Genomic DNA, 23,182 nt, shown 5'->3' with positions numbered 1-23,182 from the left:
GGATCGTTGAGGAAGGTTTCGTTGTCGAACTCGACACGGCGGATGTCGGCGTGGCGCGAAACGGTCCAGAACGGGCGATAGCCCTCCGGCTCGCACCAATAGACGGGCGCTTCCGCGCGCAGGTATTTGAAGATCGCGTGGTAGCGTTCCTCATGCGCATAGCTGTCGGGATCGACGATGGCGGCATCGAAAGCGGCCTTGTCGCTTGGTGAAGGGACGTGCGGGGTCAGGCCGATCTGGGGCTCTTTGCTAAGGGCGGCGGTGGCCATGCGGTGTTTCCTCTCCATGCTGCCGGTCAGCGCCGGCTCACGCGAAACCTAAGCCGAGTGTTTCAGCAAGATCAATGGAAGTCGTGGCTGCGGATGGGAATCACATCTTCCGGCCTGTCCCGATAATGATAGTCGGTGCGCCCTTTGTTCTTCCAGCCGGCGTCGCCGCGATCGGGTGCACCGGGGTGGGTCGCGCCGTCGCCGCGCGCCACAAGGGAAGGCAGGTCGATCTCGCCCACCTCGCGCAGCATCCAGGTGAGGTCCGTGACGAGATCCGCAACGACGTGGATCACGATGCCTTCCTTCTGCACGCGGCCGCGGATGCTGACCATCGCGGAGGACATCACCGTGCGGCGCTGCGCCTCGAAACGGTCGGGCCACAGGATGCCGTTGGCGACGCCGGTTTCGTCCTCGATGGTGATGAACAGGACGCCCTTCGCGCTGCCGGGCCGCTGGCGAACGAGGATGATGCCGGCGACATCGACCAGCGTGCCTTCCTTGATGGTCTTGAGCTCTTCACAGCGCACGCAGCGACGCTGGTACAAGCGATCGCGCAGAAAGGTGAGCGGGTGCTGGCGCAGCGTGAGCTGAGTGGCGCGATAATCCTCCACCACTTCGCGCCCGGCGGTGAGCGCGCGCAGGTGGACCGGATCTTCCTTTGTTTCGATTGCGGCGAGCAGCGGGAGCGGCGTGTCGCCCAGGCCGCGGATCGCCCATAATGCTTGCCGCCGGTCGAGCCCCATGCCGGCAAAAGCATCGGCCTTGGCGAGTTTCTCCAGCGCAGCGAGCGGCACGCCCGAGCGGCGCCACACGTCCTCAACCGAGGTAAAGGGGCGGAGGGCGCGGGCAGCGAGGATCTTGCCGGCGTCAGCGGCGGATAGACCATGCACGATGCGCAAGCCGAGGCGAAGGGGGTGACGGGTCTCCCTCGCCTCGCTGGTGGGAAGCGGGGCAGTGTCGGGCGAAGCGGCGGTGCCGGTGTTTGGGACTTCTGAATGCCCGTGCCCCCGGAGGGAAGAAGGAGAAGAAGGCTGTGGCTTAAGCAGCGTCGTGTCCCACTCGCTCGTCAGCACACACACCGGCAGGATCTCGACGCCATGCGCGCGAGCGTCCCGGACGATCTGCGCCGGGGCGTAAAAGCCCATCGGCTGGGCGTTGAGCAAGGCCGCGCAGAATACGTCGGGATGATGGCATTTCATCCAGGATGAGGCATAGGCGATCTTGGCGAAGCTGGCCGCATGGCTTTCGGGAAAGCCATAGCTGCCGAACCCCTCGATCTGCTTCACCAATCGTTCGGCGAAATCGAGTGCGATGCCGTTGGCGCGCATGCCGGAGATCAGCTTGTCGCGGAACTCGCCGACGCCGCCGGTCATCTTGAACGTTGCCATCGCGCGGCGCAGCAGGTCCGCCTCGCCCGGGGTGAAGCCGGCGCCGAGGATCGCGACCTGCATCGCCTGTTCCTGGAAGAGCGGCACGCCGAGTGTCTTTTCGAGCACATGCTTCAGCTTGGGGCTGGGGTATTCGATCTTCGCCTGGTCCGCCTTGGATAGCGCGCGGCGCTTGAGGTATGGATGCACCATGTCGCCCTGGATCGGGCCGGGGCGCACGATCGCGACCTGAATGGCGAGATCGTAGAATTCGGTCGGCCTCATGCGCGGCAGCATGCTCATCTGCGCGCGGCTTTCGATCTGGAACACGCCCAGTGTGTCCGCCTGCTGAATCATCTTAAATGTCGGCTTGTCGTCGTCCTGCAGCGCATCGCTTGCCATCGTCAGCGACAGACCTTTGTGCTCGGCGAGGAGATCGAACGCGCGGCGCATGCAGCCGAGCATGCCGAGCCCGAGGATGTCGACCTTCATGAAGCCGAGATGTTCGATATCCTCCTTTTCCCATTCGATGACATGGCGGTCGACCATGGCGGCGGGTTCGATCGGCACGAGATCGTGGAGGGGATCGCGCGTCAGCACGAAGCCGCCGGGGTGCTGCGACAGGTGCCGCGGCGTGCCGATCAGATCGCGCGCGAGTTCCAGCGCAAGGGCAAGGCGCGGTTCGCCCGCGTCGAGATTGAGCGCTTCCACATGGCTGTCGGGCACGCCTTCGTTCGACCAGCCCCACACCTGGCCGGCCAATGCAGATGTCATGTCCTCAGGCAGGCCGAGCACCTTGCCCACTTCGCGGATCGCGCCGCGGGTGCGGAAGCGGCTGACCACCGCGGTCAGCGCGGCATGATCGCGGCCATAAGTTTCGTAGATCCACTGGATCACTTCCTCACGCCGCTCATGCTCGAAATCGATGTCGATATCGGGCGGCTCGCGGCGTTCCTCCGAGACGAAGCGCTCGAAGAGCAATTGGTGCTTGATCGGATCGATCGAGGTGATGCCCAGCACGAAGCAGATCACCGAGTTGGCGGCGCTGCCACGGCCCTGGCACAGGATGTCGATCGAGCGCGCATAGCTGACGATCGAATTCACCGTGAGGAAGTACGGCGCATAGCCCATCTTCGCGACGAGCGAGAGTTCGTGCTCGAGCTGCTTGGTATAGGCCTCAGGCGGGGGGCCATCGAAGCGATTGGCCAATGCGTTGCGGGACAGGCGTTCCAGCGCCTCCTGCGCGCTGCGGCCGGACATGATGATCTCATCGGGATATTGGTAATCGAGATCGCGCAGCGAGAAGGTGCAGCGTTGGACGATCGCCTCGACTGCTGCGAGCGCCTGTGGGTGCTCGGCGAAGCGGCGCGTCATCTCTTCTGGGGGCTGGAGATGGCGATCAGCGTGGCGTTCGCGCCGGAAACCGAGCTCGTCGATCGTGCATTTCTCGCGAATCGCAGTGACGACGTCCTGCAGCATCCGGCGATCGGGCGTGTGATAGAGCACGTCGCCGGTGGCGAGCGGGGTGAGGCCATGCGCCTCGGCAGCCTGCGCAGTCTCGTGCCAGCGGCGGCGCTCGCCCGGTCGGCGCCACGGTGTGAGGCATATATGGCCGCGGGTGCCGAAGATGTCGGCGGTGGCGGCAAGCGCAGTCGCCGCCGTGCCGCTGCGCCCCGGCACTAGTGCGGCGACCAGACCCTCGGCGTAAGCGGCGACGTCCTCCCAATAAAGGAAGCATTGGCCCTTTTCACCGCGCTGCGCGTCCGCACGCGATTTGCCGAGCGTGAGGAGACGGGTGAGCCGGCTCCAAGCGGCGCGATCCTCCGGCCAGACGAGCAAAGATTCTCCCGTGACGAGATCGAGCCGGCAGCCGGGGATGGCGCGGATCTCCAGCCCCTGATCCTTGCGCACCTGTTCGGTAGCGTAGAGCGCGCGGACCACGCCGGCGACCGAGTTGCGATCGGTGATGCCGAGCGCCGGCATTCCCATCAGCGCGGCGGTGGAGAACAATTCCTCGCACGAGGAGGCGCCGCGCAGGAACGAGAAATGCGTGGTCACCTGAAGCTCGCTGTATGTCACGCGGCACCGTGCGGATCACGCAAAGGTGCCATGGATGTACCAGCTGAGATCGCCCGTTTCGGCGCGCAGGCCGTCCCCGCGGCGGAAAAGCCAGAAACGGTGGCCCTGTTCGTCCTCGACCCGGAAATAATCGCGCACCGCGTCGCGCTCGCCCCGGCGGCGCCACCATTCGCCGGTGATCCGCTCTGGGCCATCGGCGTGAAGCACGACATGCCGCTGGCCGCGCCAGCTGAAGCGCTTCGGCGCATGGTCCGGCATCTCGGCTATGACGTGGTCGATCGGTTCGGGGCGGCGCAGCAGCCGGGTGGGGCGCGGCCAGCGCGGGTGCCAGGGATGGTCGGGTGCGCGGGTATCGAGTTGGCGCACGTCATCGCGTTTCAGGCGCGCGGCCGCCGTCGCGGGAGGATCGAGCGGGGGCAGGGGGGCGACCGAGCGTTCGGGGACGTCGCTTTCGATCGGCTGCTGGCGCCACAATCGCGCAGGCCCGATGCGATTGGCGAGCGTATCGACCAGCGGCGCGAGATCGGGCGCCTGCTGTTCCGCAAGCGCGGCGCCCAGCGTCTCGGGGCCGAGCGGATCGGCGCGGACGAGATGCAGCGTCAGCGCGTCGAGGCCATAGCCGACGTCGATCTCCTCAATCCGGCGAGTGATGAGGCGCAGCAGATGCGAAGGCTCGCGGCTGGCGCGGGCAAGGCCGATCCGGATCACCTGATCGGTGGAATCGACACGCGCGGCGACAAAGGCGAGCGCGCGGGCGCCGACCCCTGCCTTGGCCAGCGCATCCGCCAGATCGTCGACGAGGCCGGCGAGCCAATGCCCGATCGCATCGGCGGTGGCGATCGGCTCGGCGAAGCGGCGGGTGACGGCGATCGGCTGCATCGGGATGATCGGATCGAGCGGTTCGGGCAGGGCGCCGGTCGCCTGGTCGAGGCGCTGCGCGATTACCTTGCCGAAGCGGCGGACGAGCGGCGCGCGGGGCATCGCCATGAGTTCGCCAATCGTATCGACGCCAAGCCGGGCGAGCAATTCGCGTGCGGCCTCGTCGAGGCGCAACGCGGCGACTGACAAGGGCTGGAGTGCGGCGCCATGCGCGCCGGGCGGGATGATCGCGGCGGGCGCGGCCTGGCGCGCAAATGCCCAGGCGGCGCCGGTGGTGTCGGCGATCGCCAGCTGCGCCGTGATGCCGAGCCGGGCGAGCAGGCGGAGGAGGCGGTGTGCCATCGCTGCTTCGCCGCCGTGGAGGTGCGCGGTGCCGCTGATCTCGAGGAACAGGCCGTCATTGCCGGACAGCGCGACCACCGGGCACCAGCGCCGGGCGAGCGCGGTGGCGAGGCGTTGCAGGTCAGCGAGATCGCCCGCTGCATCAGCATCACGCACGTCGCAATCGGGGACGGCGGCGCGCGCCTGAGTCAGCGCCATGCCAGGCGTGAGGCCCAGCGCCCGTGCTTCGGGCGAAGCGGCGGCGATCTCGATGCGGCTGCCGACCTTGTGGACGGTGATGAGAGGCGGGGCCTTCGCCATCTCTTCGTCATGAGCACAGGTGAGGGATGGGTGGCGACGTGCAGAGCGTGCGCCCTGTGGTCCGACTTCGCTAGATACGAACGGGGAGGGAATGCTTCCTTGTTCCGTTCGCGCCGAGCGTGTCGAAGTGCGTGACGCGAGCGCTGTTCTCGGGACACGTCCCTCGGCAGGCTCAGGGCGGACGGAGGCGGGGGTGGCTGGTTCGCATACCCGTGCCACCATGCCGCCAAGCGTGCGACCGGTGTCGAAAAAGGCGGCGACGCCCGGCACTTGCGCCCCGGCATCGTTGGAGCCGCAGCGGGCATGCTTGTCCGGACGCGGCCCTTCGCCGGGGTAGCGAACCGCCGGAATGCCGGTGCTGAGCGCCTGCCGCTGACGCGCTGCCGCGGGGGCGTTCCACCGCGCCAGCGCGGCGGCGGCGCGATCGTCGGCATCGGGATCAAGGCCGTCGAAGCCGCGCCAGCGGGTGTTGGGCACGTCCTCCGGATCGGGGCGTACGGGTAATGTCGTGGGCACGGGGGGCGCGCCTTCATCTGGCGGCATCGCGCGAAAGGGATGGTCGGCAGCCTCGCTGCGGCGGCCCATTTCGCGCATCGGCGGGCGCTGGTGCGCGGGCATGGCCTCGATCCGGCGCGCCACGTCAGCGCGCGTCGATTGCGACCAGGGCTTGTCGAGGGAGGGCTTGTTGAGCGGAGACGTATCGGCAGGCGCAGCCGCGTCCGAGCGCGCCCAGCGGGCGCCGGGGCGCCAGCCGGTGTTCTTCGGCGCGTCGCATTGCAGCACCTGCTCCTCGGCCACCGCCGCGGCGAGCGGCGCGAGATCGAGCGGGGTGCCGGCTTCAGGCCGCGGCGGTGCGCGGCGACGCTCTGCCCGGCGCACGCGATCGATCGCCCAGTGCGGCAGGTAGAGCGAGACGACCCGTGTCATCGCAGGCCTCCAGCAAGGTGTCGAAAGGTTCGCCGCTGCGTTGCCGCACCAGCGAGACGGACCAGCGCGGACGGCCCATGCCGCCGCTGCGCAAGGGAACGGACGGTGCCGCAGCAACGCGCCAGCGGGTAAGCGCCGCCGAGGGCGCGCCCAGCGGATCGGCGCCCTCGCGGGCATGGCGGCGCATCAGGAGCGCGATCGTGCGGCCCCCTTCGGCGGCGAGTTGCAAGCGGCGGGTGGCGGCCATGCCGGCGCGTTTCACCTCGCCGATCACGGCGCCAAGGCCGCGATGGCGCAGCCCTTCTTCCATCAGCGCGAGTAGTTCGGCATCGTCGCGCGCCTCGGCATACAGGACGCGTTCGGGGGAGAGGCCCGCCTGGTAGAGGCCGGGGGCGAACAGATCGCGCCGACGCACGACCCATAGGATCGGGCCCCAGGCGCGGGCGGCGATCCCGGCCATGAAGAGGGTGGCGGCAGCGTCGTTGCTCATGTCCGCGCCGCCGGCCGCCACCTCATGCAGCCCGTCCAGCCGCAGCCCGCCATCGGCCAGCCGCGAATCGACTTGCGCAATGCCGAACGGCAGGGTTTCACGCCGCCGATAGCCATCGCCTTCAATGGCGCGGAGCGTTTCGCGAAGCTCGGCAATGATGGCAGGAGAGGACACAGGCACGACTCGATTAAAACAGTCGTTCCCTTTTTGTTCCGATTAACGATGGAGTCAACTGGCCGACTCGCAATGAGCGTTGGCCGCTCTCCGGAGGTGAACAGATCACTGGCGGCGACAATCGGCCGCGTTCAAGACCGCGCCGGCCAGCACCCCCAGATCGTCTCATGTGCAACCATCACTAGCGCGGCCGCTTGAAATTTTATAACAAGGTGGGGAAGACGCGTCCCAGCGTTTTGCTGACGCGTTTGTAAACCGGAGAGATCATGGCGGACGCCGCCCGCAGCAATTTGCCCCCGCTCGCGCTGCATGTGCCCGAGCCCAAGTTCCGCCCCGGCGACACCGTCGATTTCGCGGACGTTGAAATCCCCGCCGCCGGCGCAGCGCGCCGACCCGACACGGCCGATGACGCGCGCGGTTTCACCGACCTTGTTTATACCATGGTGCGCGTGCTCGATGAGGACAATCGCGCGGTCGGCCCGTGGGATCCCAAGCTGTCGCCCGACACGCTGCGCCGCATGCTGCGCCACATGGCAATGGTGCGCGCATTCGACGAGCGCATGTTCCGCGCGCAGCGGCAGGGCAAGACGAGCTTCTACATGAAGTCGCTGGGCGAGGAGGCGGTGGCCGTGCCGCAGGCCTATGCGCTGGACGCCGACGACATGTGCTTCCCGTCATATCGCCAGCAGGGCCTGCTGATCGCGCGCGGTTGCCCGCTGGTCGACATGATGAACCAGATCTATTCGAACCGGGGCGACAAGCTGCAGGGCAAGCAGCTGCCGATCATGTATTCGGAAAAGCGCTTCAGCTTCTTCTCGATCTCGGGCAACCTGACGACGCAATATCCGCAGGCCGTAGGCTGGGCGATGGCATCGGCATCGAAGGGCGACACGCGCATCGCCGCCACCTGGTGCGGCGAGGGATCGACGGCGGAAGGCGACTTCCACTCCGCCTTGACCTTTGCCACCGTTTATCGCGCGCCGGTGATCTTCAACGTCGTGAACAATCAGTGGGCGATTTCGAGCTTCTCGGGCTTTGCCGGCGCCGAGGCGACGACCTTTGCCGCGCGCGCCGTGGGCTATGGCATCGCGGGCCTTCGCGTCGACGGCAATGACGCGCTGGCCGTCTATGCCGCCACGCAATGGGCGGCGGAGCGTGCGCGGACCAATGCCGGGCCGACGCTGATCGAGCATTTCACCTATCGTGCCGAAGGGCACTCCACGTCGGACGATCCGTCGCAATATCGCAGCGCGGGCGAGCCGACGGCGTGGCCGCTGGGTGATCCGATCCGCCGGCTGAAGGACCACCTCATCACCATCGGCGAATGGGACGAGGAGCGGCAGGCGGCGATGGACAAGGAAGTCGCCGACGAGGTGAAGGCCGCGCAAAAGGAAGCCGAGAAGAACGGCATTCTGGGCCATGGCCTGCACCAGCCGCTCGATACCCTGTTCGACGGGGTGTTCGAGGAGATGCCGTGGCATTTGCGCGAGCAGCAGGCGCAGATGGTGGCGGAGGAAACCGAGAGCGGCCGGCCGTGGGATCGGAAGTGATGCGTGTGGACCGAAGCCGAAGCGGTTTTGCCAGCATCGCTATTCCCTCCGGGGGGATCCAGATACGCAACGCATCGATGGAGCCGCAGCCTAAGCGGCAATGGATTCCCGCCTTCGCGGGGATGACGGAGTGGGTTTGGTGAGCGACGTGACCGGAACAGACGATGCAACGGTGATGCCGGCCGAGGCGGAGACCACCACCGACACCACCGCGCGCATGAACATGATCCAGGCGATCAATTCCGCCATGGACGTGATGATGGAACGCGACGCTGGCGTCGTGGTGATGGGCGAGGACGTGGGCTATTTCGGCGGCGTGTTCCGCGCCACGGCCGGCCTGCAGGCGAAATACGGCAAGACGCGCGTGTTTGACACGCCGATCACCGAGATCGGGATCATCGGCGTGTCGATCGGCATGGGCGCCTATGGCCTGCGTCCGGTGCCCGAGATCCAGTTCGCCGATTACATCTATCCCGCGCTCGACCAGCTCGTCAGCGAAGCGGCGCGGCTGCGCTATCGCTCGGGCGGGGAGTTCACCGCGCCGATCACCGTGCGCTCGCCCTTTGGCGGCGGCATCTTTGGCGGGCAGACGCACTCGCAAAGCCCCGAGGGCATCTTCACCCATGTCTCGGGCCTGAAGACGGTGATCCCGTCGACGCCGTACGACGCCAAGGGGCTGCTCATCTCGGCGATCGAGGACAATGATCCGACGATCTTCTTCGAGCCCAAGCGCATCTACAACGGCCCGTTCAACGGCCATTGGGATCGCCCGGCGGCGAACTGGTCGAAGCATCCCGGCGGCGAGGTGCCGACCGGCTATTACAAGATCCCGCTCGGCAAGGCCGCGGTGGTGCGTGAGGGCCAGGCGGTGACGATGCTCGCTTATGGCACGATGGTGCATGTGTGCGCGCAAGTGGTCGAGGATACTGGCATCGACGCCGAGATCATCGATCTGCGCAGCCTGGTGCCGCTCGACATCGAGACCATCGAGGAGAGCGTGAAGAAGACCGGGCGCTGCCTGATCGTGCATGAGGCGACGCGCACCGGCGGCTTTGGCGCGGAGCTTTCGGCATTGGTGCAGGAGCGGTGCTTCTATCACCTGGAGGCGCCGGTGGAGCGCGTGACCGGCTTTGACACGCCCTATCCGCACAGCCTGGAATGGGCCTATTTCCCCGGCCCCGTGCGGATCAGCATGGCGCTGAAGAAGATCATGAAGGACTGACACCCAGTCCCGCCCGCCCCGTCCGTCCCGAGCGAAGTCGAGGGGCGGGGTTTCTCGAGACGGTGTCTCGACTTCGCTCGACACGAACGGATTTGGATCAGGCTATGGCGCGTTTTACCTTCAAGCTGCCGGACATCGGCGAAGGCATTGCCGAGGCGGAGATCGTCGGCTGGCACGTCCAGGTCGGCGACCGGGTCGAGGAAGACCAGAATATCGCCGACATGATGACCGACAAGGCGACGGTGGAAATGGAATCGCCGGTTTCCGGCACCGTGGTCGAGCTGGCGGGTGAGGTTGGCGACCAGATCGCGATCGGCGCGATGCTGGTGGTGATCGAGACCGACGGCGACGAGGCTGCGGCGGAGCCGCAAGTCGGCGCGGCCGCGGATGTCGCGCAGAAGCTGGGCGGCGCGGACGAGGTCGAGGCGTTCGAGGCGGAGAATCCGGGTGTCGAGGAGGTGGTGGAAGCGCCGGCGCCTGCCGCGCCCGCACCTGCGCCGGTTGCACCCGCGCCTGCCCCGGCCGCTACCCCGGCTGCCGATGAGGGCGCTTCGGCCGCGGCTCCCGTCCTTGCCTCCCCTGCGGTGCGCGCGCGGGCGAAGGACCTGGGGGTCGACCTTTCGCAGGTGAAGGTGTCGGAGGGCGATCGTATCCGCCACGCCGACCTCGATGCGTATCTGCGCTATGCCGGTGGGCAGGGCTATCACGCGCCGCATGCAAGCCGGGCGCGGCCGGACGAGCAGGTGAAGGTGATCGGGATGCGTCGCCGTATTGCCGAGAACATGGCCGCATCGAAGCGCAACATCCCGCATTTCACCTATGTCGACGAGATCGACGTGACGGCGCTGGAAGAGATGCGCGGCGATTTGAACGAGAACCGCGGCGGGCGGCCGAAGCTGACCATGCTGCCGTTCCTGATCGTCGCGATCTGCCGCACGCTTCCTGACTTCCCGATGCTCAACGCGCGCTATGACGATGAGGCGGGCGTGGTGACGCGGTCGGGCCGGGTGCATCTGGGCATGGCGGCGCAGACCGACGCTGGCCTGACCGTGCCGGTGATCCGCGACGCGCAGGACAAGAATGTCTGGCAGCTCGCGGCCGAGATCGGGCGGCTGGCGGAAGCCGCGCGGACGCAGAAGCTGAAGCCGGAGGAGCTGGGCGGCGGCACGATCACCGTCACCTCGCTGGGGCCGCTCGGCGGGATCGCAACGACGCCGGTGATCAACCGGCCCGAAGTGGCGATCATCGGGCCGAACAAGATCGTCGAGCGGCCCGTTTTCCGGGGCGACGACATCGTGCGCGCGAAGCTGATGAATCTGTCGATCAGCTGCGACCACCGCGTGGTCGATGGCTGGGATGCGGCAAGCTACGTCCAGGCGGTGAAGAAGCTGCTGGAGACGCCTGTGCTGCTGTTCGCTGATTGATGTGGGGGGGGTGATGCTTCCGGCGATCGTCCTGTCGGTCACGATCGCGCGGCCGTGGCGGGAAGTCTACGAGGCGTTCTGGCGCCCGGAGGCCTTCCCGCGCTGGGCCTCGGGGCTGAGCGACATGGCGCTTCGGCCGGATGGCGACTCGTGGGTAGGCGAGGGGCCGGATGGCGCAATCCGCGTCTTTTTCACAGGCCATAACGATCTTGGCGTGATGGATCATCGCGTGATCCCGGACGGCGGCGCGCCGGTGCACGTGCCGCTGCGCATCATCGCCAACGGCGAAGGCGCGGAGGTGCAGCTGACGCTGTTTCGCCAGCCGGACATGGATGACGAGATGTTTGCGCGCGATCGCCGCTGGGTCCGCAAGGACCTGGCGACGCTGAAGGCGCTGGCCGAGCGCGGCTGACCGAGCAGCCGCGCCGGCTACGCTCCTGCTAGACCCGGCGGCCGGTGAACAGCTGCACCAGCCCGACGATCAGCGCGATCACCAGCAGGATGTGGATCAGGCCGCCCGCGACGTTGAGGCTGAACCCCAGCAACCAGAGAATCACCAGGATAACTGCAATCGTCCACAACATCGTCTTGTCCCTTTCTGTTACGTGAAGAGAACGAGACCGGGGACGCGCCGTTCCGACGCGTGACAATCTTTACGGGATTTTGGCTGCGACGCGCGCCTTGGCGGTGGGGCGGCTGCTTTCGATCCGCGGGCGCCGCGGCGGGGATTGTGTCTCGCCGGGCTTCGTTCTATATCAACCGTGCTTTCTCTTACATCGCCAGATGCAAGGGGTCGCGGGGCAGGGCTCCGCGGCGGCAAAAACCTGTGTGTATGTGGAGCCCCGATGGCGGATATTACCGCGCTGACCCAGTTGATCGATACCGAGGCCGAGGCGCTCGGCTTCGACCTCGTGCGTGTCGCGCTGTTCGGCAAGGGTGACGAGCGCACGCTGCAGGTGATGGCCGAGCGGCCGGATACGCGGCAGCTGACGATCGACGATTGCGCCGACCTGTCGCGCCGCATTTCGGACGTGCTCGACAAGCTGGAGGAAGAGGGGCGTGACCCGATCGAGGGCGCGTACCGACTCGAGGTGTCGAGCCCCGGGATCGACCGTCCGCTGACGCGCCTCTCCGACTACACCGACTGGACCGGGCATGAGGCGAAGCTGACGCTGGACGCGCCGCTCGACGGGCAGAAGCAGTTCCGTGGCGAGATCGCCGGCGTGGAAGGCGAGGAAATCGCCATCCGCAACCGCACCGGCACGGTCGCCAATGTGCCCTTTGGACGCATCGTCGACGCCAAGCTGGTGCTGACCGACAAATTGATCGCTGCAACCGTCCCGCTCTCGGTCGAGGGTGCGGAAGAAGAAGAAATCGAAGCAGAGGAAACCGAGTAATGGCTACCGGCGTCACCGCGAACCGCGCGGAACTGATCGCGATCGCCAACAGCGTCGCCAGCGAGAAGATGATCGACAAGGCGATCGTCATCGAGGCGATGGAAGACGCGATCCAGCGTGCGGCGCGCACGCGCTATGGCCAGGAAATGGACATCCGCGCGAAGCTGGACCCGAACAACGGCGACCTTCGCCTGTGGCGTGTGGTGGAAGTTGTCGAGCAGGTCGACGACATCTACAAGCAGGTCGACGTGAAGGGCGCGCAGAAGCTTCAGGCGGGCGCCAGCGTTGGCGACTTCCTGGTCGATCCGCTGCCGCCGATCGAATTCGGCCGCATCCAGGCGCAGGCCGCCAAGCAGACGATCTTCCAGAAGGTCCGCGATGCCGAGCGCGAGCGCCAGTATGAGGAGTTCAAGGACCGCGCGGGTGAGATCATCACCGGCGTCGTCAAGCGCGTCGAATTCGGCCACATCGTCGTCGACCTCGGCCGTGCCGAGGGCGTGATCCGCCGCGACGCGCAGATCCCGCGCGAAGTGGTGCGCGTGAACGACCGTATCCGCAGCCTGATCCTCAAGGTGGTGCGCGAGAACCGCGGGCCGCAGATCTTCCTTTCCCGTGCGCACCCCGACTTCATGAAGAAGCTGTTCGCGCAGGAAGTGCCCGAGATTTACGACGGCATCATCGAGATCAAGGCCGCCGCCCGCGACCCGGGCAGCCGCGCGAAGATCGGCGTTATTTCGCACGATTCCTCGATCGACCCCGTTGGCGCGTGCGTCGGCATGAAGGGCAGCCGCGTGCAGGCCGTCGTGCAGGAGATGCAGGGCGAGAAGATCGACATCATTCCCTGGTCGCCGGATATCGCGACCTTCGTCGTCAACGCGCTGCAGCCGGCCAACGTCAGCCGCGTGATCATCGACGAGGAAGAGGAGCGGATCGAAGTCGTCGTGCCGGACGACATGCTGTCGCTTGCTATCGGCCGCCGCGGGCAGAACGTGCGTCTTGCCTCGCAGCTGACCGCCAAGGCGATCGACATCATGACGGAGACCGACTCGTCGGAGAAGCGTCAGCAGGAATTCGTCACCCGCACCGAGACGTTCCAGAACGAGCTCGACGTCGACGAGACGCTCGCGCAGCTGCTGGTCGCCGAAGGCTTCACCGAGCTGGAGGAAGTGGCCTATGTCGAGCTCGACGAACTCGCCGCGATCGAAGGCTTCGACGAGGATCTCGCGCAGGAACTGCAGAGCCGCGCCGCCGAGGCGATCGAGCGCCGCGAACAGGCCAATCGCGAAGCGCGCCAGGCGCTGGGCGTCGAGGATGCGGTGGCCGAGCTGCCGCACCTGACGGAAGAGATGCTGGTGACGCTGGGCAAGGCCGGTCTCAAGACGCTGGACGACATCGCGGACCTCGCCACGGACGAACTGATCGAGAAGAAGCGTGCCGAGCCGCGCCGCCGCAACGAGGACGCGCCCAAGCGCCCCGAGCACAAGGGTGGCGTGCTGGGCCAATATGGCCTGACCGAGGAGCAGGGCAACGAGATCATCATGGCGGCGCGCGCGCATTGGTTCGCCGACGAGGAAGCGGCACCTGCCGCTGCCGAGGAGGAATCGGAAGCCTGATGCCGTTCGTATCGATCAGGATGGCGGGCTCCGCGACCAAGGAGCAGAAGGCGGGGATCGTGGCCGATGTCACGGCCTCGCTCGTCACGCGGCTGGGCAAGAACCCGGCCGCGGTGCAAATCGTGATCGAAGAGGTTTCAACAGAGAATTACGGCGCCGGCGGCGTGCTGATCGTTGATCGGGACGCACCGAAGGTGCCGGCAAGCGAGGGAGACGCGCATGCGGGTTCCTCGCAATGATTCGCTAGGTTCGCCCAGGCAGCTTGACGTTGGTCGCTCCGACTGTGTGTCAGGGGTTGGTGAGTCACGTCTCCGTCGTCATGCCGGCCTTGTGCCGGCATCCAGCCGTCCGCGGACTCACCGGCCGCTGAAGATGCGGATACCGGGATGCCGGCACCTGGCCGGCATGACGGGGGGCGGCCTAGAGCGGCGGCAGGCCGAGGCTGGTCGCCAGATCTTCCCAGAAGGGGTTCTCGCGTTCGATCAGGTTGAACTTGTAGTCGCGGGGCCACTTTTTGATGCGTTTCTCGACGGTGATCGCGGACTCCATTGTGTCAGCAACATCATACCAGACGAGTCGAAGAACGCCGTAACGGCTCGTGAAGCCGGCGACGGTGCCGTCACGATGCTGCATCAGCCGGCTGGCGAGGTTCGAGGTCACGCCGACATACAAGGTGCCGTACCTACCGCTCGCCAGGATGTAGACGCACGGTTGGCGCTCCCTCATGCTGTTGAGACTGCCGCTGGCTGGATGCCGGCACAAGGCCGGCATGACGAAGAGGCACGGCTGCCTGTCCCCCATGCGGCAGTTTGTGCGGAGCGTTGGACCCCGGCGCAAGGCCGGGGTGACGTGGAGACTGGCCGCCGATGTGACGGTGAACTGGAGGCGCGCGCATGAGCGATCCGACCCGCACCTGCATCCTTTCGCGCGAAGAAGCGCCGCGGGACGGCCTTGTGCGACTTGTGCTGGCGCCTGACGGGCGTGTGCTGCCCGATGTGCGCGCCAAGGCGCCTGGGCGCGGGGCGTGGATCGGCGTTGATGCGGCCGAGCTGGCCAAGGCGCAGGCCAAGGGCAAGCTGCGCGGCGGGCTGGCGCGGGCCTTCAAGACCGGGGATTTCACCATCCCCGACGATCTGCCGCAGCTGATCGCGTCCGCGCTGGAGCGCCATGCGCTTGACCGGCTGGGGCTGGAATCGCGCAGCGGAATGCTGCTCACCGGATCGGACCGGATCGCGGACGCGGCGCGCTCGGGCAAGCTGCACGCGCTCTATCATGCGGCCGATGCGGCCGAAGATGGGCGGCGCAAGCTGGCCCAGGCGTGGCGTGTCGGATCCGACCGTGAAGGTTCTGATCTGGGGGGCTTGGTTCTGCCAATACCACGCCCCATATTGTCGATGGCGCTGGGCCGCGAAAACGTGGTACATATCGGCGTCACCGACCGCATGGCGGCCGGCAGGTTGGGCGAAGCACTCGACCGCTGGCGGCGCTTTATCGGCCCCGACCCTGTAGGAGCCCCTCAAGGCCAAGCTTTGATGGACGACCTGATTGCCGCACCTTGCGCAACGGCCGCGCAAGGCGCATCGGCGCCCGATCTTTCCGGGCACGAACCGGCCGTGACGACACACGAGGAATTTGAGTGAGCGAGACCGACAACGATAAGCCGAAACTTGGCATGCGCGCACCATTGGGTGTCAGGCGCACGGTCGAGACCGGCAAGGTGAAGCAGAGCTTCAGCCACGGCCGCTCCAATACGGTGATCGTGGAAACAAAGAAGGCGCGCACGTTCCGCAAGCCTGGCGACGCGCCCGAGCAGGCTGCCGCACCGGCGGCCGCCGAGGCGCCCGCACCAGCCGCACCGGTGCAGCACCAGGCGCCGCCGCCGGCGCCCGCGCGCGCGCCGTCGAACGAGACGCCGCAGGAGCGCGTCGCCCGCCTGGCCCGCGAAGCCGAGGAACAGCGCATGCAGGCGCTGGAGGATCTGCGTCGCCGCGAGGAGGCCGAGCGCGCCCGTGCCGCCGAGGACGAGAAGCGCCGTGCCGAGGAGCGCGCGGTGGCTGCGGCTGCCGAGCCCGTCGCCCCCGAACCCGCCCCGGCGCCCGAGCCCGTGGCAGCGCCCGCCGCCCCGGTTGCGGATCCGACACCGGTTGAAGAGCCGCTGACGGTGCGCACCGGCGCGCCGATCATGTTCCGTCCGGTTGTGTCGGCGCCTGCGCCTGCGCCGGAGCCCGCGCCCGAGGCACCGGCGGCAGCAGCGCCTGCCGCGGCCGAGCCTGCGCCGGCAGCCGCTGAGCCTGCTGCTCCAGTTGCTGCCCCGCCGCCGCCCGCTCCCACGCCGGCGCCGCGCGCTGTGCCGCCGGTGCGCCCGGCCGTTGAGCTGGCGCGCGACCCGTCGCTGCCGGCGCCGCGCCGCTTCTCGCCGGTTGCCCGGCCGGAGATTCCCAAGCCGCAGCCCAAGCCGGAGCCGAAGCCCGCTCCTGCCGCAGCACCGGCGCCCACAGCGGCTGCCTCCTCCGGCTCGCCGCAGCAGCGCAGCCTGCCGTCTGGCCAGGCCACGCCGCGCAACGCCGCCGCACCGGCGCGTCCGCAGCAGCGCGATCGCAAGGGCGACGAGCGTCGCGGCGGCAAGCTGACCGTGACGCGCGCGCTGAACGAGGACGGTGCCCGTGCCCGCTCGCTCGCCGCGCTGAAGCGTGCGCGCGAAAAGGAAAAGCGTGGCTGGACCGGCCCGCGCGAGCCGCAGGCCAAGCAGGTCCGCGACGTGCAGGTGCCGGAAGCGATCACCGTTCAGGAGCTGGCGAACCGCATGGCGGAGCGCGGCGCTGACCTCGTGAAGGCGCTGTTCAAGATGGGCTCGCCCGTCACCATGACGCAGACGATCGACCAGGATACCGCAGAGCTGCTCGTCACCGAATTCGGCCACAATGTGGTGCGCGTCAGCGACAGCGACATCGATCTGGTGCTCGACACCGCGCCCGATGCCGATGCCGATCTGCGCCCCCGTCCGCCGGTGGTGACGATCATGGGCCACGTCGATCACGGCAAGACCAGCCTGCTCGACGCGCTGCGCGGCACCGACGTGGTGCGCGGCGAGGCCGGTGGCATCACGCAGCATATCGGCGCCTATCAGGTGACGCTGAAGGACAAGTCGAAGATCACCTTCCTTGACACGCCGGGCCACGAGGCGTTCACCGCCATGCGTGCGCGCGGCGCCGATGTCACCGACATCGTGGTGCTGGTGGTTGCCGCGGACGACGGGCTGATGCCGCAGACGATCGAGGCGATCAATCACACCAAGGCCGCTGGCAAGCCGATGATCGTGGCGATCAACAAGATCGACAAGCACGATGCCAATGCCCAGAAGGTGCGCGAGCGCTTGCTGGAGCATGACATCCAGGTCGAGGCGATGGGCGGCGAGACGCAGGACGTCGAAGTCTCCGCGCTGAAGAAGACCGGCCTTGAGGAGCTGATCGAGAAGATCCAGCTGCAGGCCGAGCTGATGGACCTGAAGGCGAACCCCGATCGCGATGCCGAAGGCACGGTGATCGAGGCGAAGCTGGACAAGGGCCGTGGCCCGGTTGCGACGGTGCTCGTCACGCGCGGCACGCTGAAGGTCGGCGACGTGTTCGTTGTCGGCGCGGAAAGCGGCAAGGTGCGCGCGCTGGTCGACGACAAGGGACGCCAGCTCAAGGAAGCCGGGCCGTCGATGCCGGTCGAGGTGCTCGGCATTTCGGGCACGCCGTCGGCTGGTGACCAGCTGCAGGTGGTCGAGAGCGAAGCGCGCGCCCGCGAAGTGGCGGAATATCGCCAGGGCGTGCTGACGCAGAAGCGCACGACCTCGGCGCCGGCGAGCCTCGAGAGCATGTTCTCCGCATTGGCGGCGAACAAGGCGATCGAATATCCGCTGGTGGTCAAGGCCGATACGCAGGGCACCGTTGAGGCGATCGTCGCCGCGATCAACAAGATCTCGACCGACGATATCCGCGCACGCATCCTGCACTCGGGCGTGGGCGGCATCACGGAAAGCGACGTGAATGCGGCAGCGGCTTCGGGCGCGCCGATCATCGGCTTCCACGTGCGTCCGAATGCCAAGGCACGCGAGATCGCCGATCGTCATCGGGTGGCGTTCAAATATTACGACGTCATCTATGACCTGATCGACGAGATCCGCGCCGGTATGGCGGGCGAGCTTGGTCCGGAAGCGTTCGAGACGGTGGTCGGCCGTGCGGAAATCCGCGACGTCTTCTCGGCCGGCAAGCACGGCAAGGCCGCTGGTCTGCTGGTGGTCGAGGGTGTCATTCGCAAGGCGCTCAAGGCGCGCATCACGCGCAACGACGTCATTATCTACCAGGGCGAAATCGCCTCGCTGCGGCGCTTCAAGGACGACGTTCCCGAGGTTCGCGCGGGTCTCGAATGCGGTGTGACGTTCACGCAGAACTTCACCGACATCCGTGCCGGCGACTTCCTCGAAACGTTCGAGGTCGAGCTGCGCGAACGTACGCTGTAAGGCTGCGCTACCGGGCGCTCGAATGATGCGCTACGCTACCCATCAGGTCGCATCTCGCGGCCTGATGGGAGGTGATTTGCATAGCAACTGAAACAATTGTGACTCTGGTTATCGGCGTCGCGATGCTTGTCGTCGCGTTCGTCGGATTGGTGATCAAGCTTATCGAGCTGGGTCGCCGCTAAGGCCAGTGAGGGGCCCGGTGTTCCAGCGCCGGGCTCCAAAAACGATTTGAGCCCGAGCGTTCCAGCGCTCGGGCTCAGGAAGCTGATTGCATCAGCCCATCAACAATCGTGACCTGTTCGATATACTTCACCGCGGATATTGGTTCAAGATGACTGGCGACGCACCCGAAAAATCCGTCCGCACCCTGCGCGTTGGCGAACAGGTGCGCCATATTCTGTCCGAGATCCTGCAACGCGGCGACGTGCATGATGACGTGCTGACGACGCACCTGGTGAGCATCACCGAAGTGCGTATGTCGCCGGACCTGCGCCACGCCACCGTCTTCGTGAAGCCGCTGCTGGGCAAGGACGAGGAAAAGGTGCTGAAGGCGCTGCGCACCAACACCGCTTTCCTCCAGCGCGAGGTCGCGCGGCGGGTGAAGATGAAATATGCCGCCAAGCTCAAGTTCCTGGGTGACGAGAGCTTCGACGAGGGCAGCCATATTGATCAATTGCTGCGCTCGCCGACGGTGGCGCGCGATCTGGGCGACGGCGAGGCGTAATCGCCATGTGGTGCCGGCTTGCGTGCCGGCTCCACTATTGCGTGTCATGCCGATGTGGCGGCACGCGGCACCGTTGATGCCGGCACGACGGTTGCTGGTCAGGCGGTGCGCCGGGCTCCTTAGGCAGTGCGCTCTGTGAGGCGCGGGTCGACGGCCGCGAGGCCGGTTGCCAGCACCATTGCGTCCTCGACGAAGCCTGTCGCCGTCTGCCCGTAGCGCTCCATCGACGCACAACGCAGCTTCCAGCCGACCCATGACGTTGCAAGCGCGGTGCCCAGCGCGACGGCGGCGCCGGTGACCCGCTGCCCCTTGGACGCGAGCGCGGCGCCGGCATAGGCCGAGGTGACGCTGCGCACCGCGAGGCCGATCGGCACAATCCGATCGGGCGCGGTCTTTTGCTTGTCGCCCGCCATTTCCGCTGCGCTCAGGGCTACGGCGCCCCAGGCGATCAGCGGGTTCCCGAACAATCTCGCGAGCGGCATGTCGTCGGGCAGCGCACCGCGTCGGCCGGCCGCCGCCAGCGCCGCCAGCGGCACGATGCCGCGCTGCCCGGCCGCCAGTCCGATCAGATAGGAACGCAGCATCGTTAGTCTCCCGAAGTTCACGCGAACAATGGTCGGCCGACGCTTCGTATCCCTGTGCTGGGCGAGGCTGCCCGTCAGAACGCCCGGTTCGCCACGTCGGCAGCGGTGCACCGCGCCACGAACGTGCCGCTATCGCTGGTGAGAGTCAGCGTGCCCGATGTGCGATCGATGCTGAGCGCGGCGCTGGTGATCAGCGCGATCTGCACCCGGCCCTCGATGGCGGTGTCAGTGACCATCATCTTGCGGATGTTGCGCCAGTCGCCATCGATGACATAGGCGCGCGGCAACAGGATCTGTCCTTCGGCGCCATTGATCTTTACCTGCGCCGTTCCTGCGACGGGGATGCGCCGCGACACATAAGTGGGATCGTTCTTTTCTTTCTTGCCGATGTTGCGCACCATCTCGCGCCCGTCGCCATTGCCGGGGCAAGTGAGGGAGAGGGCCAGCGGTTCGGCCGTAGCGGCGGGCGCCGCAAGCATGGCAGCCGTGGCCGCCAGAAACGCAATTCGCATCAGTGATGTCCCCCAAGGTCTCGTTTATGGTAAACGGAGAGGGCAGGGAGCCGTCAAGGGGCCATCCGGCGCTGGCGCAGGCTTCGCAGTTCGCCGATAAGAGCGGATGGCCAAGCTTTATTTCTATTATGCCAGCATGAACGCGGGGAAATCGACCAACCTGTTGCAGGCCGATTTCAATTACCGCGAGCGCGGCATGACGACGATGCTGTTCACCGCCGCGATCGACGATCGCTTTGCCGCGGGCACGATCACCTCGCGCATCGGCCTTTCCGCGGCCGCGACGATGTTCGACGCCAGCACCAACATCGCCGCCTGCGTGCTCGATCGCCACGTCGAGGAGACGGTGGCGTGCGTGCTGGTGGACGAGGCGCAGTTCCTCACCGCCGCGCAGGTCGATCAGCTGGCGCGGTTGGCGGACGAGGACGGGATCCCGGTGCTGGCCTATGGCTTGCGCACCGATTTCCAGGGCGCTTTGTTCGATGGATCAGCGCGGCTGCTGGCGCTGGCGGACGCGCTGATCGAGATAAAGTCGGTGTGCGAATGTGGGCGCAAGGCGACGATGAACCTGCGCGTCGATGCCGATGGGCGGCCAGTGGCGGCCGGCGCGCAGACGGAGATCGGCGGCAACGATCGCTACGTTGCGCTCTGCCGGCGGCATTTCGCGGCAGCGCTTTCGGGAGGTGGGGCGGCCTGATCGCGGAGCCAGCGGTCGGCTGCGCGGGGGTTAAGGGTCGGGCGTGGCGTCTTGCCATGCGCTTCGTTGTTCCGGACACCATGATGCCGCACAGGATGCACTTATAGCAGCGTGCGACAGCGTGGGCGGTGGGATGGATCCCGGACCAAGTCCGGGATGACGGGTGGGGAAGGTGCATCCCGTCCGCCGTTGCCGCACGCGTGTCCCTCGAGTGCCTCGGGACGAACAGGGGTAGGGTTGCACGCACCTCGTCATCCCGGCCTTGTGCCGGGGTCCACTGGCTCGCGCACTCAGCGGCGTGAAAGGGCGCGGCACGCTGGATGCCGGGACAAGTCCTGCATGACGGTGGTGGGTGGCTTGGAGGTCGGCACCGCACTCCTCGTATGTGCTGAGCCGGTTGAAGCACCTGGCAAGCATTGCCGTCGTGTGGGGCACGTCGTTCTACAAGCTCGGGGCGGCCAACGGATGAGGCGTGCCAATCACGGCCGCTGGCGCTCCTCCCTCCGCCCCCCTATCTCGCGAGCATCATGACACCCGACAATCCCATCTACGCCGCGGCGGTGTGGATCATCCCGCTGATCATCGCGATCGTGTTTCACGAGGTGGCGCACGGCCTGATGGCGCGTGCGCTGGGCGATCCGACCGCGGCGCAGCTCAACCGGCTGTCGTTCAACCCGCTGCGGCATGTCGATCCGGTCGGCACCGTCATCCTGCCGCTGGGCCTCGCGCTCGCCAAGGCGCCGGTGTTCGGCTGGGCGAAGCCGGTGCCGGTCGATCACCGGCGGCTGCGCAATCCGCGCTGGGGCATGGTGGCGGTGGCGCTGGCCGGGCCGGGGATGAACTTCGCGCTGGCGGCAGTGGCAGCAGTGGCGATCGGCGTCACGTTCGGTCAGATAGAGGCGCCGCCGGAGGGTGTGGCCGGCTTCGTGCTGGCGAACCTCGTCAACTTCCTGCTGATCAACATCTTCCTGGCCGTCTTCAACCTCCTCCCGCTGCCGCCGTTCGATGGCGGGCATGTGGTCGAAGGGGTGCTGCCGCGCCCGCTGGCGGCGCAATGGGCGAAGCTGGCGCGCTTCGGTTTCCCGCTGATCATCGTGCTGCTGGTGGTGGTGCCGATGATCTGGCCGAGCGCCAGCATCGTCGCGAAGGTCGTCGGCCCGCCCGCGAACTGGCTGATCCGCCAGTATCTCGCCTTTGCGCAGCTGTTTGCCTGAGGACCACGCAATGCATGGATGGTTGATCCTCGACAAGCCGCTCGGGCTTGGATCGACGCAGGGCGTGAGCGCGGTGAAGCGGGCGCTGCGCCAGGGCGGGTATGGCAAGGCGAAGGTGGGTCATGGCGGCACGCTCGATCCGCTGGCGTCGGGCGTGCTGCCGATCGCGCTCGGCGAGGCGACGAAGCTCGCCGGGCGGATGCTCGACAGCGACAAGGTGTATGATTTCACGGTTCGCTTCGGCGAGCAGACCGATACGCTGGATGCAGAGGGCAAGGTGATCGCGACCAGCGAGGTGCGCCCGACGCGCGCCGACGTGGCGGCGGTGCTGGCGGATTTCACCGGGCCGATCGAGCAGATGCCCCCCGCCTTCTCCGCGCTGAAGGTGGACGGGCAGCGTGCCTATGATCTGGCGCGCGCGGGCGAAGAGGTGGTGCTCAAGACCCGCAACGTGACGGTGTTTTCGCTCACAATGGCGGATGAGGCGGGCGCGGGAGAGGATGCGGTCGCGGACATCGCGCTCACCGCCCATGTCTCCAAGGGTACCTATATCCGCTCGCTCGCCCGCGACATCGCCGCCGCCCTTGGAACCGTCGGCCATGTCACCTATCTCAGGAGGACGAAGGCAGGTCCGTTCGGCCTTCACCACGCGATATCGCTGGACAATTTGGGCGAAGCCGCTATGGCGCGCACCCTTGAACACTTACTCCTGCCGTTGAGGGCGGGGCTGGACGACATCCCGGCTCTATCCCTCACGCCCGACCAGGCAGGGGCGCTCCGCCAGGGGCGCGTTCTGGCCGGGATTGTTGCCGACGATGGCCAGTATTTCGCCTGCCTGCACGATGTGCCGGTGGCGCTGATCGAGGTCCAGGCCCGCGAGGGTCGTGTCGTCCGCGGCTTCAACTTATGACGAT

General features: G+C 67.0%; 20 protein-coding genes. 13 read left to right on the top strand and 7 right to left on the bottom strand.

Annotated features, from left to right (window positions below):
* Positions 1-340: 340 nt before the first annotated feature.
* From SPMU_RS10500 to SPMU_RS10490, 3 genes are read right to left on the bottom strand one after another with little or no spacing between them, the layout of a single operon-like run.
* Positions 341-3,715 (bottom strand): error-prone DNA polymerase, encoded by a 3,375-nt coding sequence (locus SPMU_RS10500; RefSeq protein WP_088333837.1) that lies wholly within the window; start codon positions 3,713-3,715, stop codon positions 341-343.
* 15 nt (positions 3,716-3,730) lie between these two features.
* Positions 3,731-6,163, bottom strand: coding sequence for a Y-family DNA polymerase (locus SPMU_RS17240; protein WP_245833082.1), 2,433 nt, complete (start codon positions 6,161-6,163; stop codon positions 3,731-3,733).
* The gene (locus SPMU_RS10490) at positions 6,075-6,827 is read right to left on the bottom strand and encodes an ImuA family protein (RefSeq protein WP_211275766.1); all 753 of its coding nucleotides are present in this window, start codon (positions 6,825-6,827) and stop codon (positions 6,075-6,077) included. The genes SPMU_RS17240 and SPMU_RS10490 overlap by 89 nt, the downstream gene beginning before the upstream one ends.
* A 266-nt stretch (positions 6,828-7,093) precedes the next feature.
* Between SPMU_RS10490 and SPMU_RS10485 the strand changes: the two genes are divergently transcribed.
* The 4 genes from SPMU_RS10485 (at position 7,094) to SPMU_RS10470 (ending at position 11,435) form a co-directional block, all read left to right on the top strand.
* Positions 7,094-8,377 (top strand): 3-methyl-2-oxobutanoate dehydrogenase (2-methylpropanoyl-transferring) subunit alpha, encoded by a 1,284-nt coding sequence (locus SPMU_RS10485; RefSeq protein ID WP_211275765.1) that lies wholly within the window; start codon positions 7,094-7,096, stop codon positions 8,375-8,377.
* A 217-nt stretch (positions 8,378-8,594) separates the two neighbouring features.
* The gene (locus tag SPMU_RS10480) at positions 8,595-9,599 is read left to right on the top strand and encodes an alpha-ketoacid dehydrogenase subunit beta (RefSeq protein WP_088334108.1); all 1,005 of its coding nucleotides are present in this window, start codon (positions 8,595-8,597) and stop codon (positions 9,597-9,599) included.
* A gap of 104 nt (positions 9,600-9,703) precedes the next feature.
* A complete protein-coding gene (locus SPMU_RS10475; protein WP_088333834.1) occupies positions 9,704-11,023 on the top strand; it encodes a dihydrolipoamide acetyltransferase family protein in 1,320 nt (439 codons plus the stop codon).
* A gap of 13 nt (positions 11,024-11,036) precedes the next feature.
* Positions 11,037-11,435, top strand: coding sequence for an SRPBCC family protein (locus SPMU_RS10470; RefSeq protein ID WP_088333833.1), 399 nt, complete (start codon positions 11,037-11,039; stop codon positions 11,433-11,435).
* A gap of 28 nt (positions 11,436-11,463) precedes the next feature.
* Here SPMU_RS10470 and SPMU_RS16685 read toward each other — a convergent pair whose 3' ends face one another.
* Positions 11,464-11,607 carry a lmo0937 family membrane protein gene (locus SPMU_RS16685; RefSeq protein ID WP_140418448.1) on the bottom strand — a complete coding sequence of 48 codons (144 nt, stop codon included), beginning with the start codon at positions 11,605-11,607 and terminating at the stop codon, positions 11,464-11,466.
* 261 nt (positions 11,608-11,868) lie between these two features.
* Between SPMU_RS16685 and rimP the strand changes: the two genes are divergently transcribed.
* The 3 genes from rimP to SPMU_RS10455 are packed head-to-tail and all read left to right on the top strand — an operon-like array spanning position 11,869 to position 14,272.
* On the top strand, positions 11,869-12,420 hold the full coding sequence (gene rimP, locus SPMU_RS10465; RefSeq protein WP_088333832.1) for a ribosome maturation protein RimP: 552 nt from the start codon (positions 11,869-11,871) through the stop codon (positions 12,418-12,420).
* Entirely contained in the window at positions 12,420-14,033 is a 1,614-nt protein-coding gene (gene nusA / locus SPMU_RS10460; RefSeq protein ID WP_088333831.1) for a transcription termination factor NusA, read from the top strand. The genes rimP and nusA overlap by 1 nt, the downstream gene beginning before the upstream one ends.
* Positions 14,033-14,272: a tautomerase family protein gene (locus SPMU_RS10455; RefSeq protein ID WP_088333830.1), complete on the top strand. Its 240-nt coding sequence runs from the start codon at positions 14,033-14,035 to the stop codon at positions 14,270-14,272. The genes nusA and SPMU_RS10455 overlap by 1 nt, the downstream gene beginning before the upstream one ends.
* Before the next feature lie 181 nt (positions 14,273-14,453).
* Here the strand turns inward: SPMU_RS10455 and SPMU_RS10450 are convergent, their stop codons facing one another.
* Entirely contained in the window at positions 14,454-14,759 is a 306-nt protein-coding gene (locus tag SPMU_RS10450) for a GIY-YIG nuclease family protein (RefSeq protein WP_088334107.1), read from the bottom strand.
* A 167-nt stretch (positions 14,760-14,926) separates the two neighbouring features.
* Between SPMU_RS10450 and SPMU_RS10445 the strand changes: the two genes are divergently transcribed.
* The 3 genes from SPMU_RS10445 to rbfA all read left to right on the top strand — a co-directional run bounded on the left by SPMU_RS10445 (position 14,927) and on the right by rbfA (position 19,261).
* Positions 14,927-15,673 carry a DUF448 domain-containing protein gene (locus SPMU_RS10445; protein ID WP_088333829.1) on the top strand — a complete coding sequence of 249 codons (747 nt, stop codon included), beginning with the start codon at positions 14,927-14,929 and terminating at the stop codon, positions 15,671-15,673.
* Entirely contained in the window at positions 15,670-18,537 is a 2,868-nt protein-coding gene (gene infB, locus SPMU_RS10440) for a translation initiation factor IF-2 (protein ID WP_088333828.1), read from the top strand. Before SPMU_RS10445 ends, infB begins: the two co-directional genes overlap by 4 nt.
* 331 nt (positions 18,538-18,868) lie before the next feature.
* Complete coding sequence (rbfA, locus tag SPMU_RS10435; RefSeq protein ID WP_088334106.1) at positions 18,869-19,261, top strand: 30S ribosome-binding factor RbfA; 393 nt, start codon at positions 18,869-18,871, stop codon at positions 19,259-19,261.
* Positions 19,262-19,380: 119 nt separating this feature from the next.
* Here the strand turns inward: rbfA and SPMU_RS10430 are convergent, their stop codons facing one another.
* Together SPMU_RS10430 and SPMU_RS10425 are read right to left on the bottom strand one after the other, a co-directional pair.
* Complete coding sequence (locus SPMU_RS10430) at positions 19,381-19,845, bottom strand: DUF4126 family protein (RefSeq protein WP_088333827.1); 465 nt, start codon at positions 19,843-19,845, stop codon at positions 19,381-19,383.
* A gap of 74 nt (positions 19,846-19,919) precedes the next feature.
* Positions 19,920-20,357: a hypothetical protein gene (locus tag SPMU_RS10425; RefSeq protein ID WP_088333826.1), complete on the bottom strand. Its 438-nt coding sequence runs from the start codon at positions 20,355-20,357 to the stop codon at positions 19,920-19,922.
* A gap of 106 nt (positions 20,358-20,463) precedes the next feature.
* On the opposite strand from SPMU_RS10425, the gene SPMU_RS10420 reads away from it, so the two are divergent.
* The 3 genes from SPMU_RS10420 (at position 20,464) to truB (ending at position 23,178) form a co-directional block, all read left to right on the top strand.
* Positions 20,464-21,054 carry a thymidine kinase gene (locus SPMU_RS10420; protein ID WP_088333825.1) on the top strand — a complete coding sequence of 197 codons (591 nt, stop codon included), beginning with the start codon at positions 20,464-20,466 and terminating at the stop codon, positions 21,052-21,054.
* A gap of 527 nt (positions 21,055-21,581) precedes the next feature.
* The gene (locus SPMU_RS10415; protein WP_088333824.1) at positions 21,582-22,268 is read left to right on the top strand and encodes a site-2 protease family protein; all 687 of its coding nucleotides are present in this window, start codon (positions 21,582-21,584) and stop codon (positions 22,266-22,268) included.
* 10 nt (positions 22,269-22,278) lie between these two features.
* Positions 22,279-23,178: a tRNA pseudouridine(55) synthase TruB gene (gene truB, locus SPMU_RS10410; protein ID WP_088333823.1), complete on the top strand. Its 900-nt coding sequence runs from the start codon at positions 22,279-22,281 to the stop codon at positions 23,176-23,178.
* Positions 23,179-23,182 lie beyond the last annotated feature (4 nt).

Source organism: Sphingomonas mucosissima (genome assembly GCF_002197665.1).
Taxonomy (GTDB): domain Bacteria; phylum Pseudomonadota; class Alphaproteobacteria; order Sphingomonadales; family Sphingomonadaceae; genus Sphingomonas; species Sphingomonas mucosissima.
This window is presented reverse-complemented; position numbering and strand designations above follow the sequence as displayed.

Coding starts and splice junctions, on each gene's coding strand:
- truB (WP_088333823.1), top strand. CDS start 22,279: ATGCATGGATGGTTGATCCTCGACAAGCCGCTCGGGCTTGGATCGACG.
- SPMU_RS16685 (WP_140418448.1), bottom strand. CDS start 11,607: ATGTTGTGGACGATTGCAGTTATCCTGGTGATTCTCTGGTTGCTGGGG.
- SPMU_RS10470 (WP_088333833.1), top strand. CDS start 11,037: ATGCTTCCGGCGATCGTCCTGTCGGTCACGATCGCGCGGCCGTGGCGG.
- nusA (WP_088333831.1), top strand. CDS start 12,420: ATGGCTACCGGCGTCACCGCGAACCGCGCGGAACTGATCGCGATCGCC.
- SPMU_RS10485 (WP_211275765.1), top strand. CDS start 7,094: ATGGCGGACGCCGCCCGCAGCAATTTGCCCCCGCTCGCGCTGCATGTG.
- SPMU_RS10445 (WP_088333829.1), top strand. CDS start 14,927: ATGAGCGATCCGACCCGCACCTGCATCCTTTCGCGCGAAGAAGCGCCG.
- SPMU_RS10415 (WP_088333824.1), top strand. CDS start 21,582: ATGACACCCGACAATCCCATCTACGCCGCGGCGGTGTGGATCATCCCG.
- SPMU_RS10420 (WP_088333825.1), top strand. CDS start 20,464: ATGGCCAAGCTTTATTTCTATTATGCCAGCATGAACGCGGGGAAATCG.
- SPMU_RS10480 (WP_088334108.1), top strand. CDS start 8,595: ATGAACATGATCCAGGCGATCAATTCCGCCATGGACGTGATGATGGAA.
- rbfA (WP_088334106.1), top strand. CDS start 18,869: ATGACTGGCGACGCACCCGAAAAATCCGTCCGCACCCTGCGCGTTGGC.
- SPMU_RS17240 (WP_245833082.1), bottom strand. CDS start 6,163: ATGACACGGGTCGTCTCGCTCTACCTGCCGCACTGGGCGATCGATCGC.
- SPMU_RS10450 (WP_088334107.1), bottom strand. CDS start 14,759: ATGAGGGAGCGCCAACCGTGCGTCTACATCCTGGCGAGCGGTAGGTAC.
- SPMU_RS10430 (WP_088333827.1), bottom strand. CDS start 19,845: ATGCTGCGTTCCTATCTGATCGGACTGGCGGCCGGGCAGCGCGGCATC.
- SPMU_RS10475 (WP_088333834.1), top strand. CDS start 9,704: ATGGCGCGTTTTACCTTCAAGCTGCCGGACATCGGCGAAGGCATTGCC.
- rimP (WP_088333832.1), top strand. CDS start 11,869: ATGGCGGATATTACCGCGCTGACCCAGTTGATCGATACCGAGGCCGAG.
- SPMU_RS10455 (WP_088333830.1), top strand. CDS start 14,033: ATGCCGTTCGTATCGATCAGGATGGCGGGCTCCGCGACCAAGGAGCAG.
- SPMU_RS10425 (WP_088333826.1), bottom strand. CDS start 20,357: ATGCGAATTGCGTTTCTGGCGGCCACGGCTGCCATGCTTGCGGCGCCC.